Annotated in this window: 13 protein-coding genes; 5 read left to right on the top strand and 8 right to left on the bottom strand. The window is 52.4% G+C overall.

The window, feature by feature from the left end; genetic code table 11:
* Positions 1–11: 11 nt before the first annotated feature.
* Together pagP and AC6I8X_RS05585 are read right to left on the bottom strand one after the other, a co-directional pair.
* The gene (pagP, locus tag AC6I8X_RS05590) at positions 12–584 is read right to left on the bottom strand and encodes a lipid IV(A) palmitoyltransferase PagP (protein ID WP_313688610.1); all 573 of its coding nucleotides are present in this window, start codon (positions 582–584) and stop codon (positions 12–14) included.
* A gap of 611 nt (positions 585–1,195) precedes the next feature.
* Positions 1,196–1,279: a small membrane protein YohP gene (locus AC6I8X_RS05585; RefSeq protein WP_017346848.1), complete on the bottom strand. Its 84-nt coding sequence runs from the start codon at positions 1,277–1,279 to the stop codon at positions 1,196–1,198.
* Positions 1,280–1,538: 259 nt separating this feature from the next.
* Here AC6I8X_RS05585 and AC6I8X_RS05580 point away from each other — a divergent pair, with 259 nt between their 5' ends.
* Positions 1,539–1,784 carry a hypothetical protein gene (locus AC6I8X_RS05580; protein WP_084873357.1) on the top strand — a complete coding sequence of 82 codons (246 nt, stop codon included), beginning with the start codon at positions 1,539–1,541 and terminating at the stop codon, positions 1,782–1,784.
* A gap of 106 nt (positions 1,785–1,890) precedes the next feature.
* The gene (locus AC6I8X_RS05575; protein ID WP_497840707.1) at positions 1,891–2,973 is read left to right on the top strand and encodes a malate/lactate/ureidoglycolate dehydrogenase; all 1,083 of its coding nucleotides are present in this window, start codon (positions 1,891–1,893) and stop codon (positions 2,971–2,973) included.
* Between the two features lie 39 nt (positions 2,974–3,012).
* On the opposite strand, the gene gntT is transcribed toward AC6I8X_RS05575, so the two are convergent.
* Entirely contained in the window at positions 3,013–4,329 is a 1,317-nt protein-coding gene (gene gntT / locus AC6I8X_RS05570) for a gluconate transporter (protein ID WP_208714277.1), read from the bottom strand.
* A gap of 271 nt (positions 4,330–4,600) precedes the next feature.
* On the opposite strand from gntT, the gene AC6I8X_RS05565 reads away from it, so the two are divergent.
* Positions 4,601–5,764: an iron-containing alcohol dehydrogenase gene (locus tag AC6I8X_RS05565; RefSeq protein WP_497840706.1), complete on the top strand. Its 1,164-nt coding sequence runs from the start codon at positions 4,601–4,603 to the stop codon at positions 5,762–5,764.
* 105 nt (positions 5,765–5,869) lie between these two features.
* Here AC6I8X_RS05565 and AC6I8X_RS05560 read toward each other — a convergent pair whose 3' ends face one another.
* From AC6I8X_RS05560 to AC6I8X_RS05550, 3 genes are all read right to left on the bottom strand, one after another.
* Positions 5,870–6,697 carry a Cof-type HAD-IIB family hydrolase gene (locus AC6I8X_RS05560; protein WP_299454957.1) on the bottom strand — a complete coding sequence of 276 codons (828 nt, stop codon included), beginning with the start codon at positions 6,695–6,697 and terminating at the stop codon, positions 5,870–5,872.
* Positions 6,698–6,806: 109 nt separating this feature from the next.
* Positions 6,807–7,271, bottom strand: coding sequence for an RcnB family protein (locus AC6I8X_RS05555; protein WP_299454959.1), 465 nt, complete (start codon positions 7,269–7,271; stop codon positions 6,807–6,809).
* An 853-nt stretch (positions 7,272–8,124) separates the two neighbouring features.
* Entirely contained in the window at positions 8,125–8,358 is a 234-nt protein-coding gene (locus AC6I8X_RS05550; protein ID WP_313682827.1) for a DUF1272 domain-containing protein, read from the bottom strand.
* A gap of 183 nt (positions 8,359–8,541) precedes the next feature.
* Here AC6I8X_RS05550 and AC6I8X_RS05545 point away from each other — a divergent pair, with 183 nt between their 5' ends.
* A complete protein-coding gene (locus AC6I8X_RS05545; RefSeq protein WP_497840705.1) occupies positions 8,542–9,645 on the top strand; it encodes an AI-2E family transporter in 1,104 nt (367 codons plus the stop codon).
* Positions 9,646–9,677: 32 nt separating this feature from the next.
* Here AC6I8X_RS05545 and AC6I8X_RS05540 read toward each other — a convergent pair whose 3' ends face one another.
* Positions 9,678–12,410, bottom strand: a complete 2,733-nt coding sequence (locus AC6I8X_RS05540; RefSeq protein WP_497840704.1) for a cation-transporting P-type ATPase — start codon at positions 12,408–12,410, stop codon at positions 9,678–9,680.
* Positions 12,411–12,900: 490 nt separating this feature from the next.
* Here AC6I8X_RS05540 and AC6I8X_RS05535 point away from each other — a divergent pair, with 490 nt between their 5' ends.
* Positions 12,901–13,152, top strand: a complete 252-nt coding sequence (locus AC6I8X_RS05535; protein WP_313682821.1) for a hypothetical protein — start codon at positions 12,901–12,903, stop codon at positions 13,150–13,152.
* A 62-nt stretch (positions 13,153–13,214) separates the two neighbouring features.
* Here the strand turns inward: AC6I8X_RS05535 and AC6I8X_RS05530 are convergent, their stop codons facing one another.
* Positions 13,215–13,616 carry a nuclear transport factor 2 family protein gene (locus AC6I8X_RS05530; protein WP_313682819.1) on the bottom strand — a complete coding sequence of 134 codons (402 nt, stop codon included), beginning with the start codon at positions 13,614–13,616 and terminating at the stop codon, positions 13,215–13,217.
* Between the last annotated feature and the right edge of the window lie 27 nt (positions 13,617–13,643).

Genomic DNA, 13,643 nt, shown 5'->3' with positions numbered 1-13,643 from the left:
GTCTTCATCCGCTAAAACTGAAATCGCAACCAGGCAAAATAGACATTACCATTGTTATAAGTGCCTGGAATATAAGTCATTTGGAAGGTAACAGGACCATATCCGATAGAAGCCATCGGCAATAAAACCGGAATCGGGATATATTTCCAGTTATCCCTGGCAGTGACGCCCGCCGTGTAGCCGGCACCGATGTGAAAATTGTCGTCACTGAGCGGACGCCAGGTAGCTTCCCAGCCGTAACCGCCAATCGGTTCCCACTTGTTGAAGGAATCCTTAAACGCCATCAGGTAGAGGCCATGCCAGTTACCTTTGTCATCCCAGCGCGAAACACCACCGCCCGCGCCCCATGGGCGTTCGTTGTACCTGTCGATATGCTCCTGATCGTATGTCCAGCGGTTATGCCAGGTAATAGCGGGCAGATAAAAATCATAATTTTGCGGCTGCGACCAGGTATCACTCACATTGTCAGTAAAGGTATTCCAGCCTGATTTGATGTTTTGAGTGATGGTAGAGGCCGAGGCAGAAAACGCGCTTCCGAGGGTTAAAATACAGCCAACACAGGCTGCCGAAATGTACCGATTCACAACGAAGGTTCCTGTAAAACAATCCTTAAGACGACAGAGCCACGGATATCCTTCCCGGCGTCTGCCAAAAAATTAACGCTACTGTCTGAAAAGTTTAGTGAAAAGTTTCCTGAAACACTCCAGGCATTGTCTGGAATTTCCGACACGCGAAGGGCGCATTTTACCATAATGACTAAATGCTACCGGAACCGGGGATAAACGAAGGGGCTATTGGCAGAATTGATAAAATGTGCAGTCTTCTCTTAACAATCCCCGCCGGAAATGACTTAATTTTCAGCAATCTGTGCTTCATTGTTGATAACGTAAATAAATTAATGAAATTTATCGATTGAACTAATCAGATGAATGAGATAAATCTCAGCATTCCAGGAGGGAGATAAGGAGGAATGCTGATGACTATTCGTTGTAGCCGCTGTGGGTGTGTGCGTTTTTTTTATACGCTGCCCGGAACCCGACAAACCAGGCAGCAAAGCCACCACGGTGCCTGTTGTGCTGAGTGTCAAAAGCCGCTCAATCTGCGGGATGTGATTTTGCCCTTCTCGCGTCCCCACTCACCTGCCTTCACCAAAGCCGAATGAACGGAAACAGGCACCCACGGGTGCCTGTACGCGTCAGAAAATCAATTTAAACACGCCGGTAATGGTTAACAACCCAACAATGAAGATGATAGCGATGATCCACAGGATTATTTTCATTTTCCGCTCCTTTTTACATCATTAATAGCGCCAGTTAACTCAAGTATAGATGAAGATCCTGCTTCTGCTGTCAGGTGCGATAGCCATCACGTCATCATGCTGTGATTTCGTTTACCTGATGATTATTTCTGCGAGGCCGGTCGCAGCTACAGATTTTTCTTAACTTTGCCGCTTCGTTCTCCCGCCGCCTACTGTCTAAACTTACAGCGCCTGTAGCAGGCCTCAATTGTTATCACTGCCTAAGTAACAAGGAGATTATATGAGCACGATAAATACCAGCATGGGACGTTATAGCCTGAAGGCAAAGGACTATGGCAATCACATCAGAGGAAGCATTGCCATCAATGACGAAGGTGGCACCCAGCTCACCATGCAGGAGTTTGAAGAACATTATCTTGACGATGTCGTCAACAATGTCATTTACCCTGTCACGGGCGGGAACCGTGAAATTACCCGCGCCTTGCGCGACCAAATGGTTAAAGCGGGTTTCGAACAACCGCACTGAGTTTTTGGGCCACATCTTGTGGCCCTTTGCTTTCGACAATTCTCACTTGCCGTTATTAAGCATTCGTCGCAGGATGGAGTACCTATTTTGAAAGGAGATCAACCGCGTGAGTGCCCTTCTTCGTATCCCTTCTTCCCGGCTCCATCAATTTGTACAGGCTATCTGGTTACATGCAGGCAGTAGTGCCGACGAAGCACGGCTGGTCGCCGACCACCTGGTAGCAGCGAATCTGGCGGGTCATGATTCGCATGGCGTAGGCATGATCCCGAGTTATATGGTTTCTCTCTCTCAGGGTTTTCTCCAGCTTAACCAGCACACCACGGTTGAGAAAGATGTCGGCGCAGTGATCACCCTGAGCGGTCATAATGGTTTTGGCCAGGTCGCGGCATGGGAAGCCATGAAGATGGGGATCGAGCGCGCGGCTAAATTTGGTATCGCCGCCGTTGGCCTGCACGATTCACATCATATCGGGCGCATCGGTCACTGGGCTGAACAATGTGCGGCTGCCGGGTTTGTCTCTTTTCACTTCGTCAACGTCGCGGGTGACCCGATGGTTGCACCGTTCAACGGCAGCGACCGGCGTTTTGGTACTAACCCCTTCTGTGCGATCTTCCCGCGCACCAACGCCAAACCGCTGCTGCTTGATTTCGCCACCAGCGGCATTGCCTTCGGCAAAACCCGTGTGGCATGGAACAAAGAACAGCAGGTTGCACCGGGTTATCTGATCGATCACCAGGGCAAAGGCACCACCGAACCCGGCGTGATGCATCAGGAACCTTATGGCTCGCTGTTGCCATTTGGGCTACATAAGGGTTATGCGTTGGCTACCATGTGTGAAATTCTCGGCGGCGCACTGTCAGGTGGACGCACCACACATGACGAAACCCTGGTGAGCTGCCACGATGCCATCTTCAACTGCATGACCACCATCATCGTGAATCCGGAAGCCTTCGATGCACCCGCGATGCAGCAGGAAGCGGAAGCCTTCCTCAGTTGGGTAAAACGTTCGCCACAAAGCGGCGATGCGCCAATTCAGATACCGGGCGAATGGGAAGAGAACAATCGTCTGGAGCGGGAACGCGAAGGCATTCCGCTGGATACCAATAGCTGGGAAAAAATTTGCCAGGCGGCTTTACAGGCGGGGATGCCGGAAGAAGAACTGGCGGCCTTCCGCGCACTGGCGCAGTAGACCGCGAATGCTGAGGTGCCATGCCTCAGCATTTTCACATCAAATTACCATCGACAGCAGCAGACAACCCACTAAACCGCACACTGAGATGATGGTCTCCAGCACTGACCATGAGCGGATGGTTTCGCCGATCGTCAGGTTGAAATACTCCTTAAACAACCAGAACCCCGGATCGTTGACGTGAGAAAAAATCACGCTGCCCGATCCAACGGCAATCACCATCAACTCCGGGCTGGCACCGGAGGTAGCGATCAGCGGTGCCACAATACCACCTGCGGTAATTGCGGCCACGGTAGCGGAACCGAGTGCGATACGCAGTACCGCCGCAATTGACCAGGCCATAAAGATCGGGGAGACATTGGTTTCATGCATCATGCTGGCGATATATTTATCGACACCGCTATCCACCAGCACCTGCTTAAACGCCCCGCCGCCACCGATAATCAGCAGCATCATGGCGATGATTTTGATGGAGTCACTTAATGTGCCCATCACTTCATCCATGCTGCGTCCGCGATTCAGACCAAAGGTGAAGATAGCAATCAGCACCGCAATCAGCGTCGCCATGATCGGATCGCCAAAGAACTCAGCGTAAGGCAGGATCACATGTCCTTTTGGCAGGACCATTTCGGCCACCGCACGCAGAGCCATCAGAATCACCGGCACCAGCGCGGTGCCAACACTGACACCAAAGCCCGGCATTTCCGCTTCGCTGAAGGTTTTCGGATTCCACAGTCCTTCCGGAATCGGTTTATCGATACCTTTCAGAAAACGTGCGTAGACCGGTCCCGCCAGAATAACGGTAGGAATGCCCAGCAGGGTGCCAAACAGCAGTGTTTTGCCCATATCCGCATTGAACAGCGTGGCAATCGCAGTTGGACCCGGGTGCGGCGGTAAAAAGCCGTGCGTAACCGACAAGGCTGCCGCCATGGGCACGCCCACAAACAGCAATGGCACGCGCGCTGACGCGGCAATGCTGAACACCAGCGGCAGCATCAGCACGAAGCCCACTTCGTAGAACAGTGCAAAGCCCACGGTGAAGCCCGTCAGTACCAGTGCCCACTGGATATGCTTTTGCCCGAACTTTTCAATCAGCGTGGTGGCAATACGTTGTGCGCCGCCACAATCGGCCAGCAGCTTGCCCAGCATGGCACCAAACCCCATGATCAGCGCCAGACTGCCCAGCGTGCCGCCGACACCGGTTTTGATCGAGCCAATCACTTTGTTGACGGGCATGCCCTGCATCATGCCGACCGCCAGCGCCACCAGAATCAGCGCGATAAATCCGTTCAGTTTGAAGCGAATCATCAGCAATAGCAGTAACGCCACGCCAATTGCCACGTAGAGTAATGGCATAATTTTTCTCCACCTTTTTGCACGGTCTTCCACCGGCAGCGGTTTGTTGTGATAAGTCCTGAGGACGATGGATACAGCAGCGTTTGAGATGTTGTTACATCGCGATGCATCTTGTTACCGGTATCATGTTAAGGGTAACAAGATGAAGAAATCACCTGCTACGCCAGGTGAATTTCTGAATTGAGAAGGTGATCAAATTTTTGCCAGTCAGTTATCAGAATGTTTGCCCCGACAGCCTGGAGGGTTTGGTTAAACTAAGGGTTTTCCGCCCATGAAAAAGGATCTGCAGGTGAGTGAGAATCTGATTGAGCTGTACAGTAATCAACAAACCCTGTTTGCCCGCGGCAGTATTGACCGGCTGGTGCCGTTGCTTGCCGCTAATCCACAGCCCACGTTGCTGTTCTGTGGTCGCTCGTTTCTTAACGGTCCGGCCTGGGCGCGCCTCGGTACAGCGCTCAACGATCACATTCTTGGTTATGAGATCGTCAGCCATGAGGCATCGCCCGCTGAGATCGATGCCTGGGTAACGCGCTGGCGGGGTCATGTGGATCGCGTGGTAGCGATCGGTGGCGGCAGCGTGCTGGACGCAGCCAAAGCCTTTAGTGCCATGATGCAACACCCGCTGCCGACCGCGCGTTATCTGGAAAAGGTCGGTGATACACCGGTGCAGCCCGTAACATTGCCACTGATTGCCATTCCCACTACCGCCGGTACCGGCAGCGAAGCGACGCAGAATGCCGTCGTGACCGATCAGCAAAATATCCAGGTGAAAGCCTCGCTACGCCATCCGGTGTTTGTGCCGCAGGTGGCAATTCTCGACCCGGATTTACTGCAAGGAACGCCGGATTCGGTGCTGGCGACCTGCGCCATTGACGCCTTCACCCATCTGTTTGAGGCGTATCTGTCACGCAAAGGCAATCTGTTCAGTCAGCAAATGGCGCTGAATGGTCTGCAACTGTTCTTTAAAGCCTGGCCTGCGCTCAATCGCAACGACCAGGCAGGTGATGACGCGCGCGAAGCAATGATGATGGCTTCCTGGCTGGGCGGCGTGTGCCTGAGCAGCGCCGGATTAGGTGTGATCCATGGCATCGCCGGTGAGCTGGGGGCGATTAAACCTTTCCATCATGGGGAAGTCTGCGGGCGTTTGCTGTTTCCGTTCCTTGAGGTACTGGCCGAAAGTGAACATCCCGAACAGCAGCGCCTGATGGCACAACTGGCGCAGCAACTGTTGCCCGATGATCCGGCACCACCGGCGCTGGCATTGAAAGCCTGGCTGCAACAACATGCCATCATGCCGTTCTGGCTGGATGGACCTGCCTTATCCACCACCGAGGTGGAGTGGATAGTGGCCCGTGCGAACAGTAAAAACGGCTGGGTCAGCTACGACAAAGAGATCCTGCGCGACATGATCGCCGCCGCCTGGCCGATTGATTAAGCCAGACATACACGCCCCATTCGTAGCGGCGCAATTTATTGCGCGTCTTTGGCAGCATCGCCGAAATAGACCCGCGCGATAAATCGCGCCGCTACCATAATGCCCTCAAACCTCGAACGGTCCCTGCCCTGCCAGCATCTGCTCAATCACCTGCAACACGCCCTCGTCATTGTTGGACGGAGCCTGATAGCGCGCCGCCTGTTTCACGCGCTGCGGGGCATTTTGCATGGCAAAACTGAAGCCGGACTGCACCAGCATTTCGAGATCGTTGCCGCCATCACCAAAAGCCAGCACTTCATCATTGTTGATGCCCCAGCGGCTTTGCAGCAACCGCAGGCCATTGGCTTTATGCAGGCCCGGCACAATCAAATCCACCGAACCATGGCCGCTGGACGTCGCCGCCGCAGCCCCATGATGCAAACGCTCGATATCGGCCATCAGAATCGCTACATAGTCGTCGGAGAGGTTGAGGGCAAACTTGAACAGTTTGTCATCACCGGTATCACTCAGGCTGTCGATGGCGGTCAGCCGATGGCAGTAATGGCGCATCTTCGTCAGCCATTGTTCATCGACACCCGAGAAGTAGTAAGCGCTGTTACGACCCGCGATCAGGTATTTCAGGTCGGGATAGTGACCGCGTTGCAGCGTATCCATCACCGCATGGATGTCATCACGCGAGAAAGAGCCGCAGAACAACTCTTCATCACGATCGATAATCCACGCGCCGTTCTCCGCCACAAAAGCGATGTTACTGGCAATATCGGGGAAGAAAGATTTGAGTTGATAATACTGGTTACCGCTGGCGACCACGAATTTGATGCCACGCTGTTGCATCTGGTGGTAACAGGCTTGAAAACGTGCGCGATTGTACTGTTTTTTATCGTCGAGAAAGGTGCCGTCCATATCCACCGCCACCATTTTTACCACGGCCATCATCACTCCTTAGCGCTTTGAAAGGAAAACAGACGCTTTACAGGATAGCCTGGCGGGGAGGAGAAAACAGCGAAAAGACGGATGGCGAGTGCCATCCGTCTGCGGGAGATTAGTTGAACGCGTTATTCAGCAGAATGGCGGTGATGATACCGGTGGCTGCCGCGACCAGAACATAGTTACCGTCGATATATGCCCAGTGCTCGCCGCGTGGCGGCTCGTACAGACCGCGTCCACGCCAGTCATCAACGCGATAATGCGGACCACGGAATTCCGGAGGTGCCGGGTAGCCACGACGGAAGTCATGACCATTCCAGGCGAAACGATCGCCGCCATGATGGTCTTGCGGCATCGGACGGCCAGCATAATGATCATGGCCATGATCCGGACCACGGTCATAGCCATGGTCAGGACCACGATTGCCACCACGATCGGGGCCATTACCGTGATCCTGATGCTGGTTGCCACCGTGTGGCTGCCAGTGTTGATCGCCCGGACCATCGGCCCAGGATACGCTGGAAATCAGTGAGCTGCATGCAATAAGCGAAGCGACTAGCGTTAATGTTGTTTTTTTCATGGTGTTGCCTCCAATGATAACGGCAATGGTTGCGCCGTTAAGCACTACTATTGATTATAGGAAGGCAAAAGCGCATTTCCAAAATTCCTAAAAAACCGTCGTCTTACAATAAATTACCTCGATTTATCGCTTCCTTAACACTTGTGTCTGGACTGACATTAAATGGACCGAAAAAGCAGCAATATTTGCCATGCGGAAACCAGCGGAAGAGAAAAGAAAGCCCGATCGCAGGGATCGGGAGGAATCAATTTCCATTTATTGCATAAAGAGGGAGAACCCTGCAAAAAGTGAGGGTAAAACTGAAGCACACAACGCCACATCACTAGCATTGCCGGTAAACAATACCATTTAAAAATGAAAAAAACTTTTAAAAATGACTATTTTTCGGAAAAATACGTAAAGAGTTAGCGGATTAAAGAAATAATGTATTGCGCAACGTCATTTCACAGAGAATAAGGTCTGTGCTCCGACCAGCACAAATCATACAATATTTTACCGGATCAACTAACTTCAGGGAGATGAAACCCTGAAATCATAAAAAAATCATTAAAATCAACATAAAAAGCCATTCATCACTGACGAGACTTTACGCCTCGCGTCCACTCAGAAAAAATTTATTTTTCACCAACTGGTATAAATTCCTGCCAGGAAGATTTAATACACAACAGTGATTAATACAGAGCTCAATATTAGCATTATTAACGAAGTTTATAAGATGCGTTAATTCTGCCTGAATCAGCCTTCTGGAGATTCTTTTCTTTTTCCACCTTAAAGATGAAGCGAATAATACCCTGTGTAATACTCATGTTCAGGTATTTGCTTTGGCAGAAACCGCCGGTAGAAAAAATGTCAGTCAACGCAGCGTCGCTTTATGGCGCGTGGTCGAAGCCGGATGCCGTAGCAGCTCAGCAGCCGGGCGGATGGGGCGTCGCACCAGCTCCCCGCCACAGTTAGGGCAACGTTCATGCAGAACCTCGCTGGCACAGCTGGCGCAGAAGGTACATTCGAACGAGCAGATACGCGCGTCAGGTGCTTCCGGCGGTAAATCTTTATCGCAGCATTCACAGTTGGGACGTAATTCCAGCATGGTTTTCTCCTGTCGGTAAAATGCCATCATCGCGGGTGCCGAGGGTACGTGACCAGCCCCTGGCCGGACGAAGCAGGGACAAATCGGGACATCAGCTGGCCGGTTTCCTGTCATCCGAATTTGTTCCATTCCTCTTCAGACCTTCTATAGTTCATTCGTCCCCATTTTCTAAGAGACGTGTTAATGCAAGTTAAAGGATTGAATATCGGCTTTTTCATTGTCATCCTGGCGATTGTCACGGTGGCGTTTTTTGATGTGCTCGCACCTTACTTCTCCGCCATTTTGTGGGCGGCGATTCTGGCGGTGATTTTCCATCCGCTGAAATCACTGCTGCGGCAAAAACTGGGGGATCGTAATGGACTGGCTTCGCTGATTACGCTGCTGATTATCTGCCTGATCGTCTTCACACCGCTGGCAATCGTCACGTCGTCGCTGGTGGTGGAGATCAATACCGTCTACAACAAACTGCAAAACAACTCCTCCCAGTTTCCAGCGGTGTTTGCCGATTTGTTTCAGCATCTGCCCGGGTGGGCGCGCAGTTACCTGTCTGACCATCACCTGAATAATGCCGCACAAATTCAGGAAAAACTCTCCGGTTTTGCCCTCAAGGGCGGCCAGTACATGGCAGGCAGCGTGTTCATCATTGGCAAAGGTACCTTCACCTTTACCGTGGGTTTTGGCGTGATGCTGTACCTGCTGTTTTTCCTGCTGAAAGACGGTGCCTGGCTGGTCAGCCTGATCCTGGAATCACTGCCGCTCTCCACTCACGTTAAGCATCACCTGCTGCTGAAATTTGCCGCCGTATCCCGCGCCACGGTTAAAGGAACGGTGGTGGTCGCGATAGTTCAGGGGATACTGGGGGGACTGGCCTTCTGGTTCACTGGCATTGACGGCAGTCTGCTGTGGGGCGCGCTGATGGCGTTCCTGTCACTGGTTCCGGCGATTGGTTCCGCGATCGTGTGGGTACCGGCAACCATTTTCTTCTTCGCCACCGGCGCGTTGTGGAAAGGGTTCTTCCTGATCGGCTTTTTCGTCGTGGTGGTGGGTCTGGTGGATAATATTCTGCGCCCATTGCTGGTGGGGAAAGACACCAAAATGCCGGACTATATGATTCTGATTGCCACCCTCGGCGGTATGGAAGTGTATGGCATCAACGGCTTCGTTATCGGTCCCCTCATCGCCGCGCTGTTTATCGCCTGCTGGAATCTGCTCTCCGGACGTGACAATCGCGATAACGTTGAGGAAATTGACGAAGAATTTATCGAAGAGGGTAAAAAACGCGATTGAGGGCGAGTGCCGAACGGCACCCGCCACGAGAATTATCGCACCATCCCCTGTTCGCCTGATGCACGCCAGCCGCGCGTCAGGCGTTTCTCTATCTCCACCAGCACAAAGATACCGGCGCTGACCACTAAGGCGATCAACCAGTATTTCAGCGGCAGCGGTTGCGTACCAAACAAGGTGTTCATCAACGGCACATAGATGATCAACGCCTGGAGCAGAATCAGCACCACGGTCACCAGCCAGATCCCCCGATTCTTCAGCAGGCCAGCATCCAGTGAGAAGCCGTCGCTGTTACGGCAGTTGAGCATATACACCCACTGCGCCGTGACCAGCATCTGCAACAGCACGGTGCGGATAAATTCCGGGCTGTAACCGCGTGGCTGTAACCAGGCTTCCAGCATAAAGGCGCTGACCGAGATCAACAGGCCGACAAACACCACACGCCAGATGGCGAACCCATCCATCACATTGCTGCGCACGTTACGTGGTGGACGCCGCATGATGTTCTGTTCCGCCGGTTCAAAGGCGAGGCCAAAGGAGAGCGTGGCGGAAGTCGCCATGTTCATCCACAGGATCTGCACCGGGGTTAACGGCAACAGGTTGCCCATCAGAATCGCAATGATGATCAATAACCCCTGAGCAAAACAGGTCGGCATCACAAACAGGATGGTTTTCTTCAGGTTGTCATAGACACGACGCCCCTCTTTCACCGCCGCAGCGATGGTCGCGAAGTTGTCATCGGCAAGGATCATATCTGCGGATTCTTTGGTCACTTCCGTGCCCTTGATCCCCATCGCAATACCCACGTTGGCCTGCTTCAGCGCAGGCGCATCATTCACGCCATCGCCGGTCATCCCAACAATTTCGCCAACCGACGCCAGCGCCTTCACCAGGCGCAGCTTATGCTCCGGGCTGGTGCGGGCAAAAATGTCATACTTCTGCGCCGCCACGCTCAGCTCGGCATCATCCATATGCTCCAGCTGATAACCGGTCACCGCCGCCTGACTGTTGCCGATGCCCAGCATCTGACCAATCGCCATCGCCGTTTCCTGATGATCGCCCGTGATCATCTTCACGCGGATACCGGCCTGCTGGCAGTCACGAATGGCGGTAATGGCTTCCGGGCGCGGCGGATCCATCATGCAGGCGAGGCCAAGCAACACCATGCCCTCACGCAGATCGTCATGTTCCAGCGTCTGTTTAGCCGTCGGTAACCAGCGCCATGCGGCAGCTACGGTGCGTAAACCTTCACTGGCGTAGGTGCTGATGGCTTGCTCCCAATACGCACTATCGAGCGGCGCGACGCCCTGATCACCCTGCTGCTGCTGGCACAGAGACAGCAGCACATCCGGCGCACCGGTCAGCATAATGCCAGGTTTGCCATCAATGACCGCACTGACCGCCTGATATTTGTACAGCGAATCAAACGGCAGCTTACTGACCACGTCAACCCTGTCGGACCTGATACCCGCTTTTGCCGCCAGCACCTTTAACGCCCCTTCGGTGGGGCCGCCGACGATGCCCCAATGACCGCTGGCGTCCTGATGCAGCTGGCTTTCGTTGCAGATATCGACAATCTGTAAAAAGCCCTGCAACACCTCATCCTGTGCCGCGGGCACGCCGCGGGCACTGACTTCGGCGTGAAACTCACCTTTAGGTTCATAGCTATGGCCGCTGATACGCCACTGGCTATCGGCCAGCACCACCGCCTTCACCGTCATCTCGTTCATGGTCAGAGTGCCGGTTTTGTCGGAGCAGATCACTGACATCGCCCCGAGGGTTTCCACCGTCGGCAATTTGCGAATAATGGCCTGATTGCGCGCCATCGACTGCACACCAAGAGACAAAATGATGGAGATAATGGCCGGCAACCCTTCCGGCACCGCCGCCACCGCCAGGCTGATCACCGACAGCAACAACTCCCCCAGCGGGATGTCGCGCAGCAGAAAACCAAACACGAACAGACCCGCCATCATCAGCAGAATGATGGCGAAAATGGCTTTACCGAGTTTATCGATCTGCACCAGCAACGGTGTTTTTGCCTCCTCAATCGAGGAGATCATCGCATTGATATGCCCCAGTTCAGTGTCGCCACCGGTGGCAATCACCATACCCATGGCAGTACCGGAGCTGACGGTGGTGCCGGAATAAGCCAGATTGAAACGGTCACCGAGGGATTTTTCCCCCTCCAGCGCAGCGGTGTTTTTCGACACCACGGTGGATTCACCGGTCAGAATTGCTTCTTCAACGCGCAGATTATGGACTTCGAACAGACGTAAGTCGGCCGGGACCTTGTCGCCTGGACGCAACATCACCACATCCCCTGGCACGATATTTTGCGTTGCCACGGTAGCCTGCAGCCCTTCACGTAACACGATGGCATCGTTCGACAGCATATTCTGAATGCTTTTCAATGACTTCTCGGCGTTACTTTCCTGGATAAATCCAATCAGTGCGTTGATGACAGCAACGCCGAGAATGACAAAGGTATCGACCCAATGGCCCATCAGTGCGGTGATCACCGCAGCGGCCAGCAGGATATAAATCAGCACATCTTTAAAGTGGGCAATAAAACGCATGAAGGCAGATTTGCCCCGCTTCTGCGGCAAAACATTGGGGCCATGATCGCGTAGCCGCGCCTGTGCCTCTTCGCCACTTAAACCTGCCGGTGAGCTATTTAACGCCGCAAATGCCGCCGTACTCTCTTGCTGATATAAGGGACGATCGGATACTTCCGTTCGTCTCGCCTCAAAAGGAATGATAGTCATAATTACCCCGCGCGGTTCAATCAATAAATGACAAGAAAAACAAAAAACATACTTTAATAATCTTTCCCGCTAGCGTGATGACCAGCATCATGTTTTCTTCAGTTAAAAGCTGCCACGATAATTCAGTGCGGGCTAGTAACAAGGGTAAATTATTATCAGGGTAAGAAGATTCTAATCCACAAATAATAAGAGGTTATTGGCTGTTTATTCTGTTTTTGACAGACGAAAAGGTTTCAAAACAAACAATGAAAAAACAATTAGTTACATTGATTATCTTCTTTGTTTTTGGCGCTATTATCGCCACTACATTAGTAGGCCTGCTGACCTTTAATATCGTGTCATGGCTGGCTGTGTAGCACAAACAACATTTAACCGGAGTTAAACGGAAGTGGGGAAATTTAATTATCACAGAAAATTTTGCGGGTAATCAGTATTTCGTCCGGGATATGCCTTTATATTCCCCCTACTGTTACTTACAGGGACGAGGAAAATGAATAACTGGCCGATACTCACCGCACTGCTGTGCTGTCTGGTTCTTATTGGTTGTGATAATAAGAAAATAACGGGAATGATAGTGCCACACGTTATTAAATCCACTGAATCAAAAAATAATGCTGAAGGTCCGCGCCTGGTTCCAGCTCATATTGATACCGGCGCGAAAAACATACTGTCACTGGAAAGGATTTTCAGCATGCCGGAAAATCTGTATATCAGTTTCGATGCACAAAACGTCAGCAGCTAGCCAGTGCCAGGTTGTAGCGGCGCGATTTATCGCGCAGTTCATCACGCCGCCATGGCTCAGAACTACGCCACCCGACCAATTTCCGGCATTAATATCCATTCGGCGCTGTCGTTCCACACATCCATTTTCACGATCAGCCCATCACGCACTTCATAGCGATCCAGATAACGGTTACCGGCAAAAGGCTTACCATCCGGCCATTCCCCATACAGCGTGCCGTTGGAGTACACCACCACGTGATCGCCACGATCCATCCAGTCAAACTGCCCGAGCGACTTCTTCACCCATTTATAACGCGTACCATTAAAATCGGTGATCCCTTTAGTGCCAGGAAACTCACGTTTACCGGTAAAGGTAATGCTCACCTGCGGATGCATATAGGTTGCTGCTAACACCGCATCGGGTGCCATCGATGCCGCCAGAAACTTCTTCACCACTTCTACTGCCTGCTCAATGCCAGACATAACACCCCCTGAAGGTAATTTGCACAA

Source organism: Pantoea sp. X-Soil-TKNS-1280, from assembly GCF_059730475.1.
This window is presented reverse-complemented; position numbering and strand designations above follow the sequence as displayed.